Annotated in this window: 19 protein-coding genes and 1 pseudogene; 9 read left to right on the forward strand and 11 right to left on the reverse strand. The window is 62.8% G+C overall.

Going from position 1 to position 18300, the window contains the following annotated elements:
- Positions 1 to 216: 216 nt before the first annotated feature.
- The 3 genes from ACTJKE_RS05420 to ACTJKE_RS05430 form a co-directional block, all read right to left on the reverse strand.
- A complete protein-coding gene (locus ACTJKE_RS05420) occupies positions 217 to 600 on the reverse strand; it encodes a cupin domain-containing protein (RefSeq protein WP_440691405.1) in 384 nt (127 codons plus the stop codon).
- Between the two features lie 206 nt (positions 601 to 806).
- A complete protein-coding gene (locus tag ACTJKE_RS05425; RefSeq protein WP_058322971.1) occupies positions 807 to 1211 on the reverse strand; it encodes a DUF1236 domain-containing protein in 405 nt (134 codons plus the stop codon).
- 688 nt (positions 1212 to 1899) lie between these two features.
- Positions 1900 to 2085 (reverse strand): hypothetical protein, encoded by a 186-nt coding sequence (locus tag ACTJKE_RS05430; protein WP_057252114.1) that lies wholly within the window; start codon positions 2083 to 2085, stop codon positions 1900 to 1902.
- A gap of 329 nt (positions 2086 to 2414) precedes the next feature.
- On the opposite strand from ACTJKE_RS05430, the gene minC reads away from it, so the two are divergent.
- The 4 genes from minC to ACTJKE_RS05450 all read left to right on the forward strand — a co-directional run bounded on the left by minC (position 2415) and on the right by ACTJKE_RS05450 (position 4796).
- A complete protein-coding gene (gene minC / locus ACTJKE_RS05435; RefSeq protein WP_440691360.1) occupies positions 2415 to 3161 on the forward strand; it encodes a septum site-determining protein MinC in 747 nt (248 codons plus the stop codon).
- A 113-nt stretch (positions 3162 to 3274) separates the two neighbouring features.
- Positions 3275 to 4090, forward strand: a complete 816-nt coding sequence (gene minD / locus ACTJKE_RS05440) for a septum site-determining protein MinD (protein ID WP_057251955.1) — start codon at positions 3275 to 3277, stop codon at positions 4088 to 4090.
- Positions 4087 to 4347: a cell division topological specificity factor MinE gene (gene minE / locus ACTJKE_RS05445; protein ID WP_057251956.1), complete on the forward strand. Its 261-nt coding sequence runs from the start codon at positions 4087 to 4089 to the stop codon at positions 4345 to 4347. The genes minD and minE overlap by 4 nt, the downstream gene beginning before the upstream one ends.
- A gap of 323 nt (positions 4348 to 4670) precedes the next feature.
- Entirely contained in the window at positions 4671 to 4796 is a 126-nt protein-coding gene (locus ACTJKE_RS05450) for a hypothetical protein (RefSeq protein WP_440691407.1), read from the forward strand.
- A gap of 23 nt (positions 4797 to 4819) precedes the next feature.
- Here the strand turns inward: ACTJKE_RS05450 and ACTJKE_RS05455 are convergent, their stop codons facing one another.
- On the reverse strand, positions 4820 to 5911 hold the full coding sequence (locus ACTJKE_RS05455; protein WP_440691409.1) for a citrate synthase/methylcitrate synthase: 1092 nt from the start codon (positions 5909 to 5911) through the stop codon (positions 4820 to 4822).
- A 75-nt stretch (positions 5912 to 5986) separates the two neighbouring features.
- Here ACTJKE_RS05455 and ACTJKE_RS05460 point away from each other — a divergent pair, with 75 nt between their 5' ends.
- The 3 genes and pseudogenes from ACTJKE_RS05460 to ACTJKE_RS05470 all read left to right on the forward strand — a co-directional run.
- A complete protein-coding gene (locus tag ACTJKE_RS05460; protein ID WP_058329837.1) occupies positions 5987 to 7117 on the forward strand; it encodes a citrate synthase in 1131 nt (376 codons plus the stop codon).
- 298 nt (positions 7118 to 7415) lie between these two features.
- On the forward strand, positions 7416 to 7862 hold the full coding sequence (locus ACTJKE_RS05465; RefSeq protein ID WP_058322771.1) for a hypothetical protein: 447 nt from the start codon (positions 7416 to 7418) through the stop codon (positions 7860 to 7862).
- Between the two features lie 195 nt (positions 7863 to 8057).
- A pseudogene (locus ACTJKE_RS05470) lies at positions 8058 to 9239 on the forward strand (Do family serine endopeptidase); the annotation flags it as partial.
- 58 nt (positions 9240 to 9297) lie between these two features.
- Here ACTJKE_RS05470 and ACTJKE_RS05475 read toward each other — a convergent pair.
- Entirely contained in the window at positions 9298 to 10362 is a 1065-nt protein-coding gene (locus tag ACTJKE_RS05475; RefSeq protein ID WP_440691362.1) for a helix-turn-helix domain-containing protein, read from the reverse strand.
- 141 nt (positions 10363 to 10503) lie between these two features.
- Here ACTJKE_RS05475 and ACTJKE_RS05480 point away from each other — a divergent pair, with 141 nt between their 5' ends.
- The gene (locus tag ACTJKE_RS05480; RefSeq protein ID WP_440691364.1) at positions 10504 to 11562 is read left to right on the forward strand and encodes an alpha/beta hydrolase family protein; all 1059 of its coding nucleotides are present in this window, start codon (positions 10504 to 10506) and stop codon (positions 11560 to 11562) included.
- A gap of 252 nt (positions 11563 to 11814) precedes the next feature.
- A complete protein-coding gene (locus ACTJKE_RS05485; RefSeq protein ID WP_058329669.1) occupies positions 11815 to 12225 on the forward strand; it encodes a cupin domain-containing protein in 411 nt (136 codons plus the stop codon).
- Positions 12226 to 12257: 32 nt separating this feature from the next.
- Here ACTJKE_RS05485 and pcaD read toward each other — a convergent pair whose 3' ends face one another.
- The 6 genes from pcaD to ACTJKE_RS05515 all read right to left on the reverse strand — a co-directional run bounded on the left by pcaD (position 12258) and on the right by ACTJKE_RS05515 (position 18273).
- Complete coding sequence (gene pcaD, locus ACTJKE_RS05490) at positions 12258 to 13043, reverse strand: 3-oxoadipate enol-lactonase (RefSeq protein WP_440691366.1); 786 nt, start codon at positions 13041 to 13043, stop codon at positions 12258 to 12260.
- Between the two features lie 159 nt (positions 13044 to 13202).
- Entirely contained in the window at positions 13203 to 14537 is a 1335-nt protein-coding gene (locus ACTJKE_RS05495) for an MFS transporter (RefSeq protein WP_082640855.1), read from the reverse strand.
- Positions 14538 to 14576: 39 nt separating this feature from the next.
- Complete coding sequence (locus ACTJKE_RS05500; protein ID WP_058322767.1) at positions 14577 to 15365, reverse strand: 1,6-dihydroxycyclohexa-2,4-diene-1-carboxylate dehydrogenase; 789 nt, start codon at positions 15363 to 15365, stop codon at positions 14577 to 14579.
- Positions 15362 to 16390 carry a benzoate 1,2-dioxygenase electron transfer component BenC gene (gene benC / locus ACTJKE_RS05505; RefSeq protein ID WP_440691368.1) on the reverse strand — a complete coding sequence of 343 codons (1029 nt, stop codon included), beginning with the start codon at positions 16388 to 16390 and terminating at the stop codon, positions 15362 to 15364. Before benC ends, ACTJKE_RS05500 begins: the two co-directional genes overlap by 4 nt.
- Before the next feature lie 39 nt (positions 16391 to 16429).
- Positions 16430 to 16918, reverse strand: coding sequence for a benzoate 1,2-dioxygenase small subunit (benB, locus tag ACTJKE_RS05510; protein ID WP_058322765.1), 489 nt, complete (start codon positions 16916 to 16918; stop codon positions 16430 to 16432).
- The gene (locus tag ACTJKE_RS05515; protein WP_440691370.1) at positions 16915 to 18273 is read right to left on the reverse strand and encodes a Rieske 2Fe-2S domain-containing protein; all 1359 of its coding nucleotides are present in this window, start codon (positions 18271 to 18273) and stop codon (positions 16915 to 16917) included. The genes benB and ACTJKE_RS05515 overlap by 4 nt, the downstream gene beginning before the upstream one ends.
- Positions 18274 to 18300 lie beyond the last annotated feature (27 nt).

Consider the following 18300-nt stretch of genomic DNA (forward strand, 5'->3'; position numbering starts at 1 on the left):
AAGCAATATCGAATAAACTTTCCGAATATAGGCAATTTAATTTGAAATATATATTAGATATCCCGAGACATTCGCCGAGTTTGACGAGATCTGGAAAAAGCGGCGGTCGGCAATTGTGCTGAGGGGCTTTTAAACTATACCCGGAAGACGAAGCCGGGCAAACGGATGCACCGGGATCGCGTGCAGGAGGGATTTGAGGTTCAGGGAACCGGCGGCCTAGTCGACCTCGCCGCACCAGCGTCTGACGCTTTCGACCGAACCGTCAAACCGGGCCTCGAAGCTTGCTGCCGCAAGGGTGGCTTGAAGCTGGAGCGTCTCGCTACCGATATTGGTGAAGCCATGGCGGCGGAGCGGCGGCACGATAAGAGACTGGCCGGGCAAGACGATGATGCGTTCCTCTTCGATCCACATCTCGGCCTTGCCGGCGAGCACCGTCAGGATCTCCTCAACGGGATGATGATGCGTCGGAGCGCCCGCGCCGGGCGCCACCCATTGCTCGAACAGGCACAATTGCGAGTCGCCGTTCACCGCGGAGATCACCATCCGCGTTTCGACGCCGGGGCGCCATAGCTCAACGGGCCAGTTCTCATGCACGATCACTGCCAAGCCGGGCTCCCCTCGTCGATCATGGCGTTTGTCGCTGCGAGTTTAGCAGCACTGCTGCATCGGTACGATGGTGCGGTGTTGCGGATCATAGATCCATCCGCTTTCAGTGAAGCGAGCGCGGCTTCTACGAAGCCGGCGAAAACAGCAAAAGGGGCGGCGCTTGAACGCCGCCGCTTAAGGCGAGACTATTGAGCCCCGCGTCAGTTGATGACCCGGACCACCGTTCTCGACTGCGGTTCCACGATCACCCGCTGGTCGTTGACGACCGCATAGGCGTAACGCGGGTTTTGCGGAATCGGCGTCAGGACGACAGCCGACGGGATGGGCTTACCGACCACGATCCGTTCCTGAATGACGACAGACGGTGGAGCCGGCTGCTGCTCGACATAGGTGACCACTTCCGGCGGCGGAGGCGTCAGCGCTGCACCGAGCGCGCCACCCACAACGGCGCCGACGCCGGCACCGATCGGGCCGCCGACGACAGCACCCGCTGCCGCACCACCGGCCATGCCTGCAGCCGTACCGGCTTGCTTGTTGGCGTCCTGAGCAAAGGCGGAGCCTGCCAGTAGACCAGCGACAGCCGCCGTGATTACAAGCTTCTTCATGATCTCATCCTTTCGTTCGATCACAAACTCAACGAAAGGGATAATAAATTGTTCCAATATTACCTTCTTGCTTTCGGATCACGCTTGATAACTTCCGTTAACAGTCGCCTACACAATCAAAACAAGCACGGGCGATGCCTTACATATTCCGACAAAGAGCGATTAGATACTTTATATTCGCGACCATATTCTAGAGAAATGCCCGGTTCGCATGGTTCCATTTTGAAAGCGCCGACTGACCCGTGAGCAGCGGGTTTCTGCCACGCGGCACACGATCTGCCCCGCTAGTCGCGGGGCAACTTGCCAAGGAGCAGTTTGTTCCCCTCCCTGTTTCCGCAGCGCGAGCATTTGAGTGTTCGGCCGATGGAATTGAGGTGGATGCCCCATCCGTAGGTGCTGGCTATCACCCGACGGTCAATTCGCCCTTGATGCCGGCACTTCCCGCACTTCGCCACGAGCACATACCATTCCGGTAGCAGCTCCAGGGTCGAGCCGTAGTCGGCAGCATTTTCGCGCGGCATCAGGTCGATGCTTCGACGATGCCTCATGGTCAGTCCTCTCGAAGCTTCGTCTCGATCCGCCCATCACCGCAGGCGGGCATCGGCGGCTTTCGGGCGGATTGCCCCCGTTGGAGCTGCGCCAGGCGCCCTGGTATCGGCCCACCGGTCCCGCGTAGTCGTTATTTCTATTACCGTGCCGAACCATCGAGCCGCAGCGAAAGCTGCACGCCGCCGCGCTTCAGCCGCGGCAGGGGCGGCGTCATGTCGATGCGTCCGAAGGTCCGCTTCCGCCACTCGGCTTCGCGTTCCCGCTTCTTCCGGGCGGCTGCAACGGCAGCCATGGCGCGTTCGATCACTTCTTCCGTATGGGTCATGGTTTCTGTCCGGCTCATGGGAAACCTCCATTTGTTCACGTTATGTTCTTCTTTTAGCACTCCAATGTCAACTCCCTTCGCGAGGTCGGGCGAATCGCATGCAAAGGGATCGATGAATCACCCTCTCGTCAGCGGGCGGCAGACGGTCAAATCCGCCATCGCCAAGGCAATAATGGCCAAAAGATTGGTTTGTTACGACGACCAATTTACCTTGTTTTTCAGTGCCGGAAGGCCCGCCGCGGGACCCGCCTCATTAACCTTCGCACTGCTGAATTAACCATTTGTTAACCATTTTCTCGATACACCGAGGCAACGGAAAATTTACCAAGATGAACGATGTGTTAACCGAATCCCGGCCGATCCGCCTCAAGGGGCGCTCCTTCCTTGCGCTAGCGCTGACCCCCGAGCTGCCCCTCGAGGATTGGCTCACCCGGCTCGACGATCTGGCTTCCCGCTCCGCCGGCTTCTTCCTCCGGCGGCCCGTCGTGCTCGACGTCGATGGCCTCGAAATCGATCGCTCGCAACTGCGCGAGCTCGTCGATCAGCTCGGCAAACGCAATGTCCGAATCATGGGCATCGAAGGCGCGCGACAGTCGCTGCTCGGCGCCGATCTGCCGCCTGCGATGAACGACGGGCGCCCGGCAGCCGACTTCGAAGCGAAGATGGCGGAGCAGGCAGAAAAGGCCGAGGTGCCAGGAGCAGAAACGGAAGCCGTCATCACGGCCGAGCCGCTTGCCGCCAAGGCAACACCCTCGATCGTCGTGACCCAGCCGGTGCGCTCCGGACAGTCGCTGTTCTTCCCGGAAGGCGACGTGACGATCATCGGCTCGGTCGCTTCTGGCGCCGAGGTCGTCGCCGGCGGATCGATCCACATCTACGGCGCGCTGCGCGGCCGGGCGATGGCCGGCACCACCGGCAATGTTTCGGCACGGATTTTCTGCCGCAAGCTCGAAGCGGAACTGATTGCGATCGACGGCTTTTACAAGACCGCCGACGACATGGAGCAGCATCTGCGCGGCAAGTCCGTTCAGATCTGGCTCGACGGCGAAGCGCTCAAGGCGGGAACGCTCGGCTAGAGCGGGATGGGATGGCCGGGCGGACACCGCCCGCATCTCGCTTGTGGTTCTGGGTCGATCCAGAACCATCGTGACGTAAGGCGAAGGCGTAGTTTAAATACTTGGAGAGATGAATGGGCAAGGTAGTCGTAGTTACATCGGGCAAAGGCGGCGTCGGCAAGACGACGTCCAGCGCCGCATTGGGTGCTGCGCTTGCGCAGAACGGCGACAAGGTCGTGGTCGTCGACTTCGATGTCGGTCTGCGCAATCTCGATCTCGTCATGGGCGCAGAACGGCGTGTCGTTTATGACCTGGTCAATGTGATCCAGGGCGAGGCCAAGCTGTCGCAGGCGCTGATCCGCGACAAGCGGGTCGAAACGCTTTACCTCCTGCCGGCCTCACAGACCCGCGACAAGGACAATCTGACGCCGGAAGGGGTCGAGAAGGTCATCGCCGCCCTGCAGAACGCCTTCGACTGGGTGATCTGCGACAGCCCTGCCGGCATCGAACGCGGCGCGACGCTCGCCATGCGCCACGCCGATATCGCCATCGTCGTGACCAATCCGGAAGTCTCCTCGGTGCGCGATTCCGACCGCATCATCGGCCTGCTCGATTCCAAGACGTTGAAGGCCGAAAACGGCGAGCGCATGGAAAAGCACCTGCTGCTCACCCGCTACGACCCGCTTCGCGCCGAGCGCGGCGACATGCTGAAGGTCGACGACGTGCTCGAAATCCTGTCGATCCCGCTGATGGGCATCATCCCGGAGAGCGCAGACGTGCTTCGTGCATCCAATGTCGGCTCGCCGGTCACGCTGGCAGACAACCGCTCAGCGCCGGCGCTGGCCTATTTCGACGCAGCGCGCCGGCTGAAGGGCGAAACCCTGCCAATCACCATTCCCGGTGAAAAGCGCAGCTTCCTCGGCAAGATTTTCGGAAGGAAGGCGGCATGAATCTGTTCGGTTTCTTCTCCCGCTCCCAGTCAGCACCGGCCGCCCGCGAACGGCTGCAGGTCCTGCTGGCGCATGAGCGCGCATCCGCAGGCGATTCGGATCTCGTCACCAAGCTGCGCGACGAAATTCTGAAGGCGATCTCCAAGCACATGCAGATCGACGACGAAAAGGTCAAGGTGACGATGGAACGCGGCGCGCAGGTTTCGACGCTCGCCGTCGATATCGAGATCCCCTTTGACGCGAAGAAGGCGGCCTGACGGTCGCCCATTCGTTCCAGATGACGTCAAAGCGTCTCCGGATACCTTTAGCCGGACAATATCGACAGATGTTGTCCGGCTTTTTCGTGGAAGGTCAGAAGTCCGGCGCCACGCCGAAAACGAACTCCGCCTTGTCTCCCGACATGTTGTAGTACTGGTGATCGAAGCCCGCCGGAATGTAGAAGCCGTCGCGCGGATTGAGCTCGAACCAGACCAGGCCTTCCGCTTCCGGCACATGGATGTTCAATGTGCCCGAGACGACGTAGAGGCATCTGATAGCACTGGCAAAGCCGGACCTCGTCGCTTTCGGCAGCGCCCGTTCGATCGCGCTCGCCTGTTCCGTTTCGCCAGCGACGGTCGCTCGCTTTGCGACCGTCCTCGGCTTCAACGACTTCCGCGACCTGAAGATGTTCTTTCAAAAGCACCTGCGAAATACGCGGGTGGCATAGACCTCACAATGGAGTGCCGGCGCTCAGGCCGCCTGCTGCGGCAGCGGCCCGACATAGAGCGAACGCGGCCGGATAAGGCGGCCTTCCAACGCCTGTTCGCGTGCGTGGGCGATCCAGCCGACGGTTCGGCCGATCGCGAACACGCCGGTGAAGGCTTCTCGCGGGAACTTCAAAGCGTCGAGCAGAAGCGCCGTGTAGAACTCCACATTGACGTCGAGCGGACGGTCCGGTTTGCGCACCTTCAGGATGGCAAGCGCCGATTGCTCGACCGCTTCGGCCAGTTGAATCCGATCGAGGTTTGCCGGGTCGGCGGCGCTCAGCTGCTTCAGTGCGCCTTTCAGCGCGTCCGCGCGGGGATCGCGGACGCGATAGACGCGATGGCCAAAACCCATCAGCCGTTCGCCGTGGTCGAGCGCCTCCGAGAGCCAGACTCGCGCGTTCTCCGGCGTCCCGATCGCATCCAGCATGTCGAGCACCGGTCCCGGCGGACCGCCATGAAGCGGTCCCTTGAGCGCGCTGATCGCAGCAAGAACCGAAGATGTGAGGCCGGCTTTGGTGGACGCGACCACACGCGACGCGAAGGTCGAAGCGTTGAGACCGTGATCCGAAATCGTCACCAGATAGGCATCGAGCGCCGCCTCTTCTTCCTTGCTCGGCACGCTTGCACCGAGCATTGCCAGAATATCGGCAGAATGGGAAAGCGCCGGTGTCGGCGCGACCGGGGTTTCACCCTTCTTCAGGCGCAGTGCCGCAGGCAGGAAGACGGCCGGGGCGGCCAGCAAGCGCAGTGCCGTATCGAGATCGTCTCCATCCGGAAGCCGGGCGATCAGCGCACGCATGATGTCGACCGGCGGCAGTTCCAGCAACGCATCGTCGATAGCGGGGACGTGAGCGAAGACCTCCACCCGCTTTTGCCCGAGGCGCTTCGCAAGCTCGGCCCGATCCGGCGTGGGCCCCAGCAGTCCGCCGAACAACAGGGCGACGACATCTTCATAGCGCGCGTGGCCGACCAGGTGATCGAGCGAGACGCCGCGGATGATCAATTCGCCGGCCTCACCGTTGACATGGGAGAGCTGCGTTTCGGCGGCGACGACGTCTTCAAGTCCGTTCTTCATCATCAAGTTTCTCCTTTACGCAGAGAATGATCCGACCTAGATCTATTGACGTCAATCTTGATGCAATCGATCAACATGAAGACACTCTGGATCACCGCCGAAGAGGCGCTCGCCCGGCTCGGCAGCAAGCGGCAGACGCTCTATGCCAATGTCAGTCGTGGACGCATTCGCGCCAAGCCCGACCCAGCCGACCCGCGCCGCAGCCTGTATCAGTCCGACGATGTGCATCGGCTGGCCGAACGCCATGCCGGGCGACGGCAGGCGGCGGTCGTGGCGGCCGAAGCGATCCGCTGGGGTGAGCCGGTTCTGAAGACGACGATCTCCAGTATCGCCGGCGGGCGGCTATTCTATCGCGGCCGCGATGCGGTCGAACTCTCCAGCGACGCGACGCTGGAGCAGGTCGCGGCGCTGCTTTGGCAATCATCCGAGCCAGTGACCGTTCCCGCCGGCGAACACGGCGGCAGCCAATCGCGCCTGGCCGCAACGTTCGCGCGCCTGGCTGCACGGATCGAAAGCGACCTGCCGGCGCTCGGCCGCCGCCCGGCGATATTGAAGGCTGAAGCCGCCGACGTGCTTGCAAGCGTCGCGACGGAGATGGCGCCATCGCCAGAGCAGATGCCGCTGCACCGGCGGCTGGCGCTGGGCTGGGGACGGCCGGAGGCGGCGGAGCCGATCCGCAAATGCCTGGTGCTGACCGCCGAGCACGAGCTCAACGTTTCGGCCTTCGCGGCCCGGGTCACAGCTTCGTCCGGCGCGGCGCTTTCCGCCGCCACGCTTTCAGGACTTGCCACGCTGACCGGACCTAGACATGGCGGCGCCTGGCTCAGCGTCACGCGGCTGGCCGAACAGGCGGCGGCGTGCGGCGTGCGCGAAGCGATTCGGGGAATGCTCTCCTCCGAGGGCGTGGTCAGAGCCTTTGGCCACCGGCTCTATCCCGATGGCGATCCGCGCGCCAAGGCGATCATGGCAAGCTTCGAGGTGCCGGCACTCTACACCACCTTGGCCGAAGCCGGCGAGGAGTTGCTCGGCGAACCCGCCAATCTCGACTTTTCACTGGCCGCCCTCGCAGCGGCCTATACTCTCCCTGACGATGCGCCGCTCGTCATTTTCGCGCTTGCGCGCACCGTCGGCTGGCTCGCTCATGCGATGGAGCAGGTCGAGAGCGGCGAGTTGATCCGCCCTCGCGCACATTACGCAGGCACCTAGCTATTTCTTCGACGCTCACTCAAACACAGGCCCCGCGCACCCCTTTGCGAGGCATGGGCGAGAAGAATAGTTTCCAGGAGAAAACGAGAACAGCGTTTATTACATAAAATTAATTATTTGAACCTCCAAGAAAAGACAAATAAATATTACATTATATTAACATGACTAACGCGCATCAAAGTATTACCTTCGAACCGAGGCTGAATATTGCCGGCGACCGCTTCGGCCGCGACGCGACAATAGGAGACGGCCTCGCAGGGAAGCTCCTCCCGCTTCCCGCGTTGAAGGAGATGCAGATATGCGCTCGCCCCTCAAGACCACCACCATCGCAACCCTCGCCCTCGTCGTTTTCGCCGGCGGTGCCTTTGCGGCCGATCACCACGACTTCGGTCGCGACAGTGACAAGGGCGCCTATACGGGCGATTACTACCAGGGCATTTTCACCCAGGACGACATGACGGCCCCGGCGATGCAGGTCTACCGCGCACCGGTTCACATGGCATCGTCGCGCCTAGACCGCGTCCTGCATGAACTGAGGGTCGACAACCACCGGATCAATGCCGACCGCGAACAGGGCAAGCTGACTGCGGCAAACTACAGGAAGCTTGAACGCGAGGACGGTGCAGTGCGCGCCCAGGCGGTCAAGACCGCCGCCGCCCACAACGGCATGCTGCCCACGCAATCCTATGCGCGGTTGCAGAACGAAGTTCGCCACCTCGACCGGGATATCGCCCGGATGGCGTGATCGACAGGCAGATGCGGCCCACCCGCCTTCCGGGTGGGCGCCACCGACGGCGCCGGGCTCGCTCCCTGAGCCCGATCCCTCGGCAACCAACACAAGCCCTTACACGAAGCTGACCGAAGCAATGAGCCAGTTCGCCTCCGGACGGGGCGCACGCCTGAGATCTCTCGGCGACCTGACAGCGAAAGGAACAAGATCATGTCAAACATTCTCATGAGGCACCGTGCTGCCGCGCTCCTCGGCGCAGCCGTCATCGTCGCGCCTTTGTCCATGGCAGCCTTTGCTGGCCATGACGCGGCTGCGGCCGCCGGAACCGGCCCGGCCGTTGCGGTGCCGCTTGCGTCCGGCGCCTCCTTCGCTCCGATCGTGTCGGCGGACAAGCCGGCGATCGTCACGATTACCACCGTAATCAAGGCCGACAACGCTGGTAACGACGAAACCTCGCAACTCAGCGAAAACTCGCCCTTCGACGAGCAGTTCCGCCAGTTCTTCCGCGACCAGGGCATTCCGCTGCCGGACCGGGCCCCGCAACAGCGCCCCGCGCAACGGGCCGAAGCGCTCGGCTCCGGCTTCGTCGTGGCCGCGGATGGCTACATCGTCACCAACAACCACGTCATCGACAAGGCGTCGAGCATCACGGTGACCCTTGACGACGGCACGCAAGTGCCCGCCAAGCTTGTCGGTGCCGACCCGAAGAACGATCTCGCCGTACTGAAGATCAAGCCCGCAAAGCCGCTTGCCACCGTTGCCTGGGGCGATTCCGACACCTTGCGGGTCGGCGACCAGGTGCTTGCGATCGGCAACCCGTTCGGCATCGGCACGACCGTGACCGCCGGCATCGTCTCGGCACGTGGACGCGATCTGCACAGCGGTCCCTATGACGACTTCATCCAGATCGACGCGCCGATCAATCGCGGCAATTCCGGCGGACCGCTGGTCGATGCTGCGGGTCGGGTGGTCGGCATCAACACCGCCATCTATTCGCCGAACGGCGGCAGTGTCGGCGTCGCTTTCGCCATTCCCTCGGATCAGGCGCAGAAAGTCGTCGTCGAGTTGATGAAGGACGGCTCGATCCAGCACGGCTTCATCGGCGTCGAAATTCAACCGGTGACCGCTGACATCGCCGATGCGATCGGCCTCCGTCAGGCAGAAGGCGCGCTCATCGCCGGCGTCAATGATGGAACACCCGCCGCCAGGGCAGGCCTCAAGGCTGGCGACATAGTCACCGCCCTCGGCGGCAGCCCGATCAAGTCGCCACGCGATCTCTCGCGCATGGTCGCCGATCTCTCGCCCGGCACCTCGAAGAGCTTGAGCGTCTGGCGGACCGGCAAGACCAGGGATCTCTCGATCACCGTCGGCCGCAACACGGGGGATCAACAGTAGCTATCGGCCGCCGCGAGGCGTACCTGTCCGGCCGCACGGCGGCCGGGCACAATTGTCAGCGATAGCCTCTGGCGTTGATCGCCCCGCCCTCTTGGCCAGGCTTTTCTTCCCGGTTTTGCTCCCTCCAGGATCCGGGACTGAACGATGTTACCCGCCGGAATTCGCGATTGAAATTCGACTTCGTCTGAAAACCGGATTCGAACATCGCCGAGGTCACCGACATGTCGGTCTCACGCAGCAGACGGCAGGCTTCGGCAATTCGAAAATCGTTGATGTACTGCGAGACGTTCTTGCCGGCCAGCCGATTGACGGCGGTCGATATCTGCCGGGCTGGAAGGCCCGCGCGCCGTGCCAGGCGCGACAGCGTCAAGTTTTCGTCGCGGGCCAGTTTCTGGCTGACCAGTAGTTGATCGACCCGGTCCAGGATCTCCCGGTCCTCCGGCACTGAAACTGGATCTTCATCGATGACCGTGCTGGCTACCGGAAGCGCGCGCGCACGGTCCGCGACCATGGCGGTCAGCCCGATGAAGAGCAATCCCAGCATATTCCCGTTGCTGACGATGAGGCCGATATTCGCCCCCTGTGTCCATTCAAAGTCCAGAATGATCGCAAGATCGAAGAGGGCCGAAACACAGAGCGAGACCGCGGCAATGACCAAAGCGCGGTGCGCTGCAACGGCGCCTTCAAAACGTGCTTCGTCCAATGCATCCGTGCCGGTGCGGGCAAGGTTCAAAAGCGCCAGCGCATATCCGACATATTCGACGATCAGGGCGAAGTCGATGTATCTCGGCGCGAGCAGCACGAGCATGAGGACGCCGATGGTCGGCGTCGCGTGAATCCACCCGGCGCCGGGAACGCTTCGCTCCTCGCTGCGGATCAGGCTGTGGAAACTCGCGAGCACCAGTGGCGGTACGCCGCTTGCGAGCACCGGCAGAGCAAATCGCAATGCCGCGACGTCGTAACCCCACCGCAGGCCGACGACCACCGACTGGAGGGCACAGAGCGCCACCAAGACGAGAAACGCCCGATTGCGCTTCGCGGGCTCGTCGCCGCGTAGCATGACAACCAGCAGGATCAGCAACAGAAAGGCGACGACGAACGGCAACGGCAGGAAGATCAAGAGCGAGTCCTTTGGCGGGCAGATAACCTGGGAAGTCATGGCTCAGATCGCGATTCGGGACGACCTGAATCGCGATCAAGGACGCGGAGAGGCGCAACGCCGGCGACGATCGTGCGTCTTTTTCAACCCAGCGAGATGCCCATGCCCCTCTTCCAGTTCTTGCCCGCCGCCGTCTTCATCCTGGCCGTTGCCACCCCCTCGCATGCCCATGATGTCGGCGTGCGCGAGATCAGCGTTCCGGCTCCCGAACGGGGACGAGATCTCTCTGTCACCATCTGGTATCCCGCCGCGACCGGCGGCGAAACCGCCCTTGTCGGCGACAACCAGATCTTTAAGGGAACAGAGGCCGCAAGGGACGCCCCCTTCCTCCTGGGGCCGTTCCCCCTGGTCGTCGTTTCGCACGGCTCCGGAGGCCGCGTTCAAGCGATGAGCTGGCTGGCGACCGCACTCGCAGAGGCCGGTTTCATAGTCGCCGGCCCCAACCATCCCGGCACGACCAGCGGCGATTCGACGCCCGTCAACACGCCGAAGCTCTGGGAGCGCACGGCCGATCTTTCCACCGTCATCGACAAGCTCACCGGCACCGGCGAATGGAACAAGGTAATCGACGCCGACCGGATCGCCGTCCTCGGCTTTTCTCTCGGAGGCTCGACTGCCATGGAGATGTCCGGCGCTGAGGCAAGCCTCGATGCCTATGCCCGCTATTGCGACAGCTACAGGAAGTGGGATTGCGCCTGGTTTGCCGGCGGCAAAGGCTACGTCAACGACATGCCGGTCGAGGTCGGCAAGCTCGATCTTCGCACGATCGACAAAGCCCGCTTCGAACAATCGAACCTTGACCGGCGCATCAAAGCGGCAGTGCTGGTCGATCCGGGTCTCGCCCAGGCCTATAGGGAAGAAAGCCTGAAGAAGATCGAGATCCCGATGCATTTCATCAATCTCGGCAGCGCAGAGACCATCCCCCTGGCCGTCGCCTCCAAGCCTTTGGCGGCACTGACGCAAAAGGGCTCCTATGCCGCAATCGCCGGGGCCGACCACTTCAGTTTCCTGCCGGAATGCAAGGACGGCGCCGCCGAAGCGCTGAAATCCTTCGGCGAAGTCGACCCCATCTGCGAGCCGACGGAGCGTCCCCGCGCCGACATCCATGCCGATATCATCAGCCTGGCGCGCGAAGCCTTGCAGCAGAGCCTTGGCGAATAGCGATTGGCGAGAGCGCGAGGCTGGCGGCGATGCGCACCCAGGATCGCCGCCCAGCCAGGCAGGACCGCGCTTTGCCGTCCCTTCTTCCAGAAACGATACCTCGACACCGCAAGTGGATTCATCGGTACCAACCGCGAAATACATTGGCTTACAAAAAGCGCGCCCGGCCGACACACCGCCAATACACACCTCCGTTGAAATCAGGATGCTTCCAACGACGCCCACTCGATCAACGCTATGACGGAGAACCCCATGAAAACGACCCGCCTCATTGCCGCCGCCCTGCTGATCGCCGGCAGCGTGACGACGCTTCGCATGGCTGAGGCTCAGCAGATGCAGGGCATTCAGCGCACGGACCTGATCAAGAACGAGATCAGCGTGCCCGGACACGAGGCTGTGCAGGTCCGCGTCGATATCGACCCGGGCACCGCCTCGATCAAGCATTCCCATCCGGGCGAAGAAATCGCCTATGTGCTTGAGGGTTCGCTGGAATACCAACTCGAGGGCCGGGCACCGGTGACGCTTCAGGCAGGCCAGGCGCTGTTCATTCCGGCTGGCGTTGCCCATGTGGCCAAGAACGTCGGCACCGCCAAGGCGTCGGAACTCGCGACCTACATCGTCACCAAGGACGCGCCGCTCGTGGTTCCAGTCGAGGCACGTTGATGGGCTGCGCGGTTCTGCTAGTGAACCCGCCTTCAAGCGTGAAGGAATTCGAGCAGCGCCGCGTTGAATGCCGGCGCGGACTCGATGTTGACGATATGCCGGCCGGGCAATGACAGATGCCGCCCCTGCTGCACGCGGGCGGCGATGTTTTCGAGGTCGGATGGCGGACAAACCGGATCCCCGTCGCCGGAAATGGCGAGCACGGGATTGGCGATCTTGACGATTTCTTCTCGCAAATCCGCACCCGCCAGCGCTGTGCAGCCGCCGATATAGCCATCGGTCGCGGTGGTGCCGAAGCTCTCGAGGACGCGACCGACGGCTTCACGATGGCTGGCTGCGAATTCCGGGCTGAACCAGCGTTCGGCTGTGGAAGCGGTCAAAGCCGCAAGGCCGCCCGCCCTGACGCTGTCGATGCGCGCGGCCCAGCCCTCGGGCGTGCCGATGCGCGCCGCCGTCGCGCAGAGCACGATCCTGTCCAGGCGCTCGCCGGCGTGCACGCCGAGCCATTGCCCGGTCAGGCCGCCGATCGACAGGCCGCAGAAATGCGTCCGTTCGATCTCCAGCGCATCCAGAAGAGCCAGCACGTCATGGCCGAGATCAGCGAGCGTATAGGGCGGTGGCGGAGCCGAGGAACGACCATGGCCCTTGCGATCGTAGCGCAGCACGCGGAAATGCGGCGAAAGCTCCCCGATCTGGGCATCCCACATGGTGAGATCGGTGCCGAGAGAATTGCAGAAGAGCAGCCAGGGTGCGTTGCCGCTTAGGTCGCCGTCGATGCGGTAATGAAGCCGATGGCTGGGTAGGTCGAGATAGGCCATGAAACGGGCACTCCAATCAGGGAAGCCGCCAGCGAAGGCGGCTTCATGGTTGTTGGCGCGACGCTGCGCCTCATAGGCATGCGCGCTGCGGCACGAGTCTCGCACGCGCAAAGGGATGGCGGCCGGATGCCTTCATGGTCCGGCCGCCATCGCCGTTCGTTAAGCCGTCGCCAGTTGCACGACCTCGTCGCGGCGGGCGTTGCTGATCGCAAAGACCAGCATGGCGAGCGCCGAGATCGCAGCCGGGATGGCGAAGATCGCGAAGTTCTGCTGCAGCGGAAACTCCTGCGCCAGGAGCACGCCGCCAAGCGTCGGCCCGACGATGGCGCCGATGCGACCGACGCCCGAGGCCCAGCCCAATCCGGTAGAGCGGACCGAGAGGTTATAGAGCTGCGCCACGCTGGCATAGAGCAGGATCTGCGTGCCGATCGTGGTGGCGCCGGCGACGAACACCATGAGGAACAGGAGGGCCGCCGGCGGATTGAAGCCGATCAGCGCGATCGACAGGGCTGCCGCGACGAAGAATCCGACCACCACCTTCGGCAGGCCGAACCGGTCGCCGAGCCAGCCGCCGGCAATGGCGCCGACCATACCACCGAAATTCAGCGAGAAGAGGCTGAGCAGGCTTGCCTTCTCCGCATAGCCGGCTTCCTGCAGCACCTTCGGCAGCCAGGACGACAGCAGGTAGACGAGCAGCAGGCAGCAGAAGAACGCGACCCACAGCATGATCGTGCGCAAGGTGCGCTGATGGCGGAAGAGTTCCAGGACCGACGCCGAGGCGCCCTTCGTTTCGGCGAAGACCAGCCTGTCGGCCGCACCGATACGCACGCCGGGATCGATCTTCTGATAGATCCGCTTCGCTTCGTCCTGCTTGCCCTGACGGATGAGGAAACCGAGCGATTCCGGCAGCTTCCAGAGGATCACCGGCAACAGAAGCAACGGCACCGCGGCGATAAAGAACATCGGCTTCCAGCCATAGGATGGGATGAGGCCGATGCCGAGGCCGGCCGCCACCATGCCGCCGACGGAATAGCCGGAGAACATCAGCGCCACCAGGGTGCCGCGCAGACGCTTCGGCGCGTATTCGTTCATCAGTGCCACGGCATTCGGCATCAAGCCGCCGCAGCCGAGACCGGCGAAAAACCGGAAGATCTTGAACTGTTCGGGCGAACCGGCAAGCCCCGTCAGCAAGGTCGAGACCGTGAACAGCACGAAGCTGATGGCGATGCCCTTCTTACGGCCGATCCGGTCGGCGAGCGGGCCGAAGATCAGCGCCCCGAACATCATGCCGAACAGTGCCCAGGCCTGCAGCGCGCCGGCCTGCGGCTTGCTCAGTCCCCATTCGGCGATCAACGTCGGCAGCACGGTGCCGGCGACGAAGACGTCATAACCGTCGACAATCAGCAGCAGCGCTGAGAGCGCAACCACCATCCACTGGAAGCCCCCAAGGGGGCTCCCGTCTATTGCCTCATTCACATCGATAGAGCGCATCATCTCCTCCCCAGGTCGTTGCGCGTTTCAGATAGAGAGCCGTCAGCCGAGATCGCCGCCGGCGACCGGCAGCACGCTGCCGGTGATGTAGGAGGCCTCGTCGGAGGCCAGGAACAGAATGGGTGCCGCCTGCTCTTCGATGCTGCCGTAGCGCTTCATGAAGCTCGACTGCTTTACCTGGGCGACGACGTCGCCCATCCAGGCCTTCTCGGCGTCGCTGTCGCCCGCGGCATTGCGCGGGACACGGCGTGGCGGCGCCTCCGTCCCACCCGGCGCGGTCGCGACGACGCGGATGTTGCGCTCGGCAAGTTCCATAGCCAGCGATTGGGTGATGGCGTTGACGCCGCCCTTCGCCGCCGAATAGGGCACGCGATGAATTCCGCGCGTGGCATTCGAGGAAATGTTGACTATCGTGCCGCCACCGCGGGCAAACAGATGCGGCAGCACCGCATGACAACAGTAGAGCGTCGGCATCAGCGAGCGGCGCATCTCCGCATCGATCTGCAACGGTTCGAACTCGGCGAAGGGCCGCATGCGGATCGCCCCGCCGACATTGTTGATCAGGATGTCGATGCCGCCGAAGCGTTCGGCGGCAAAGCGCATCGCCGCAGCGGCGCCCTCGTGGGTCTCGAGATCGGTGTTGTAGGCTGCCGCCCGATCGCCCCCGGCCTCCGCCGCCACCTCTGTGACGAAGTCGGCGCGGTCGACGAACACCACCTTGCCGCCTTCAGCCGCAGCACGCAGCGCCACAGCGCGGCCGATGCCCTGAGCCGCACCTGTGACCACGAGCACCTTGCCGGCAAAGCGCCCTTCAAAACGGGCCGCGCTCATGCCGCCTCCTTCGCCAAGACGTTCGGCGTGAACTTCTCGTAGTGGAAACTGTTGGGCACGATACCGGTGTCGTCGAGGTGCTTGCGCACCGCATCGACCATCGGCGGCGGGCCGCAGAGATAGACGTCGACATCGCCGCCGTTGAAGAGCTCTTCCGGCATGTGCTGGGTGACCCAGCCCTTGCGCGGATGGCTGGAGGCAGCGTCTGCCACGACTGTGCTGTAGGTGAAATTGGCAAGCCGGTTGGTGTAGGCCTCGATCTCATCGACAAGCACGAGATCCAGGTCTCGGGTGACGCCGTAGATCAGGTGGATCTTCTGCTGCGCGTTGGCCTGGGCCAGCACTTCGAGCATCGACAGGAATGGCGCAAGACCGGTGCCGCCGGCTAGCAGCAGCAGGGGGCGTTGGACTTCTCTCAAATAGAAGCTGCCGAGCGGCCCTGTCAGCTCGAGTTTCGTGCCGACTTCGGCACGCTCCAGCCAGCTGCTCATCAGACCGCCGGGGATCTTCTTGATCAGGAAGCCGATGCGCGCTTCGCCCGGCGCCGAAGAGAAGGAGTAGGAGCGGCTCTGGCCGCTGCCCGGCACATCGATATTGACGTACTGGCCGGGCAGAAACACGGGTGCTGCAGTAGGGTCCACGTCCAGTTCGAGCACGATCGCCGCATCATTGTGCGGGGTGACCCGCGCAACCGTTGCCGCGAACTTCTGCTGCCCGGTCTTGCAGGCGGCCGAGGTCGTCGGCACCGCGATGACGCAATCGCTCGACGGCTTCATTTGACAGGTCAGCACCAGCCCGCCTGCGGCCTCGTCCGCCGTCAGCGCATCGTCGATGAAGTCGTCGCCGAGGTCATAGGCACCGCTTTCGGCGCGGCACTTGCAGGTACCGCAGACGCCGTCGGAACAGTCCATCGGCAGGTTGATCTTGTTGCGGAAGGCGGCGTCGAGCACCTTCTCGTCGTCCCTGCATTCGACGAAGCGGGTGACGCCATCCTCGAAATTCAAAGCGATCCTGTAGCTGGCCATGGTTGCTCCTCCCAATCCCTTGTCGTCAGGCGGCGGTCATCAGATGTGGTAGACGTCGATGACCTGGCGGATGTAGTCGTTCTTCAGCACGATCTTCTTTTGTGAAATCACGAGCTCTTCGCCGCTTTTGCGCAGCGTCACAAACATGGTGCCGAAGAAGTGGTCGGTGACCTTGTAGCGGTGGTTGAGCGTGTGGAAGTTGTAGCGGACATCCACTTCCTCGCCACGGTCGGCCAGCAACTCGACATTGGTGACGTTGTGGCTGGTGCGCGGCTCTGGCGTGGAGGCGCCCGAGCGTTCGGTCTTGATGCGGAAGACGCGATCCTCCAGGCCGTCGCGGCTCGGATAGAAGATCAGCGAGATCTCAGACTGCGGATCTTCGGTCAGCTGATCGTCATCGTCCCAGGCCGGCATCCAGTAGGTGACGTCGGGCGCATAGCAGGTCAGCCATTCGTCCCATTCGCGGTCGTCGAGCAGGCGCGCTTCGCGGTAGAGGAAGGCGCAGGCGGTGTCGTAGGAGATGCTCATGCGACCGCTCCCTTCGTCTCGGAGGCAAGTGCTGCGCGCATCACCTTCGCCCAATATTCGTGCTGGCGGACGAACAGGCCTTCGTCTTCGCTGCGCTCGCCCGAGAGCAACGGTTCGAGGCCCATGCGCTTGGCATTTTCGTCCGGACCGTCAATCCAGAGCGGCGCCCCGCGTGACAGGTCGTTCCAGAGCGCGGTGATGCCGGCATAGCCCTGCTGGCAGGCGCGGAATTCTTCTAGATCGTCGGCCGTGCCCATGCCCGAGACGTTGAAGAAATCCTCGTATTGGCGGATGCGCAGAGTCCGGTCTTCAGCACTTTCGCCCTTCGGCGCGAAGCAGAAAATGCTGATCTCGGTCTTGTCGACGCTGATCGGGCGAGTGACGCGGATCTGCGTGCTGAACTGGTCCATCAGGAACACGTTCGGGTAAAGGCAGAGGTTACGCGTCTGGTTGACGATGAAATCCGCCTTCACTTCGCCGACGCGCGCCTTGATCTCCTCACGGGCGTGGAAGACCGGCCGGACCTCGGGGTTCATGGTGTTGGTCCAGAGCAGAATATGGCCGTTGTCGAAGCCGTAGACGCCGGCAATCGAGCGGCTCCAGCTGCTGGCGTCGACCGCCTTGGTGCCCTCCTCGTGGCGGCGGCCCATGGTCGCGGCATAGTTCCAGTGCACGGAGCTGACGTGATAGCCGTCGCAACCGTTTTCCATCTGCAGCTTCCAGTTCCCATCGTAGATGTAGGAGGAATTGCCGCGCAGCACTTCGAGCCCGTCGGGCGCCTGGTCGACAATCTGGTCGATGATGACCTTGGTCTCGCCGAGATAATCCTCGAGCGACGAGACATCAGGATTCAGGCTGCCGAAGAGGAAGCCGCGATAGCTCTCGAAACGAGTGACGCGCTTCAGGTCGTGCGAGCCATCTTTCGCAAATTGCGGCGGATATTGCGTGGTCTTCTCGTCCTTCACCTTCAGGAGTTTGCCGGTGTTGGAGAAGGTCCAGCCATGGAAGGGACAGGTGAAGCTGCCCTTGTTGCCGTGCTTGCGTCGGCAGAGCATCGCGCCGCGGTGGGCGCAGGCATTGATGACCGCGTGCAGTTCGCCGGTCTTGTCGCGGGTGACGACGACAGGCTGGCGGCCGATATAGGTCGTATAGTAGTCGTTGTTCTCCGGGATCTGGCTTTCGTGCGCGAGGTAGACCCAGTTGCTCTCGAAGATATGCTTCATCTCCAGCTCGAAGAGATCTTCGTTGGTGAAGATGTCGCGACGGCACCTGAACATGCCGGTCTCATGATCGTCCTCGACTGCCGTGGCGAGCAGATCGTCGAGGGCCTGGGTTTTGTCGATAACTGCAGACATGGTTCTTCTCCCGCAAACGGCTGATCC

Origin of the sequence: Ensifer sp. 22521, assembly GCF_052044795.1 — a bacterium.
In the GTDB taxonomy this organism is placed as follows: domain Bacteria; phylum Pseudomonadota; class Alphaproteobacteria; order Rhizobiales; family Rhizobiaceae; genus Ensifer.

Bases quoted from the DNA above. Each gene is read 5' to 3' on its own strand.
- benC (WP_440691368.1), bottom strand. From the start codon at position 16,390: ATGGCCAGCTACAGGATCGCTTTGAATTTCGAGGATGGCGTCACCCGC.
- pcaD (WP_440691366.1), bottom strand. From the start codon at position 13,043: ATGGCCTATCTCGACCTACCCAGCCATCGGCTTCATTACCGCATCGAC.
- ACTJKE_RS05480 (WP_440691364.1), top strand. From the start codon at position 10,504: ATGCCCCTCTTCCAGTTCTTGCCCGCCGCCGTCTTCATCCTGGCCGTT.
- benB (WP_058322765.1), bottom strand. From the start codon at position 16,918: ATGAGCATCTCCTACGACACCGCCTGCGCCTTCCTCTACCGCGAAGCG.
- ACTJKE_RS05515 (WP_440691370.1), bottom strand. From the start codon at position 18,273: ATGTCTGCAGTTATCGACAAAACCCAGGCCCTCGACGATCTGCTCGCC.
- ACTJKE_RS05455 (WP_440691409.1), bottom strand. From the start codon at position 5,911: ATGAAGAACGGACTTGAAGACGTCGTCGCCGCCGAAACGCAGCTCTCC.
- ACTJKE_RS05500 (WP_058322767.1), bottom strand. From the start codon at position 15,365: ATGAGCGCGGCCCGTTTTGAAGGGCGCTTTGCCGGCAAGGTGCTCGTG.
- ACTJKE_RS05460 (WP_058329837.1), top strand. From the start codon at position 5,987: ATGAAGACACTCTGGATCACCGCCGAAGAGGCGCTCGCCCGGCTCGGC.
- ACTJKE_RS05430 (WP_057252114.1), bottom strand. From the start codon at position 2,085: ATGACCCATACGGAAGAAGTGATCGAACGCGCCATGGCTGCCGTTGCA.
- ACTJKE_RS05485 (WP_058329669.1), top strand. From the start codon at position 11,815: ATGAAAACGACCCGCCTCATTGCCGCCGCCCTGCTGATCGCCGGCAGC.
- ACTJKE_RS05465 (WP_058322771.1), top strand. From the start codon at position 7,416: ATGCGCTCGCCCCTCAAGACCACCACCATCGCAACCCTCGCCCTCGTC.
- minC (WP_440691360.1), top strand. From the start codon at position 2,415: ATGAACGATGTGTTAACCGAATCCCGGCCGATCCGCCTCAAGGGGCGC.
- ACTJKE_RS05425 (WP_058322971.1), bottom strand. From the start codon at position 1,211: ATGAAGAAGCTTGTAATCACGGCGGCTGTCGCTGGTCTACTGGCAGGC.
- ACTJKE_RS05495 (WP_082640855.1), bottom strand. From the start codon at position 14,537: ATGATGCGCTCTATCGATGTGAATGAGGCAATAGACGGGAGCCCCCTT.
- minE (WP_057251956.1), top strand. From the start codon at position 4,087: ATGAATCTGTTCGGTTTCTTCTCCCGCTCCCAGTCAGCACCGGCCGCC.
- minD (WP_057251955.1), top strand. From the start codon at position 3,275: ATGGGCAAGGTAGTCGTAGTTACATCGGGCAAAGGCGGCGTCGGCAAG.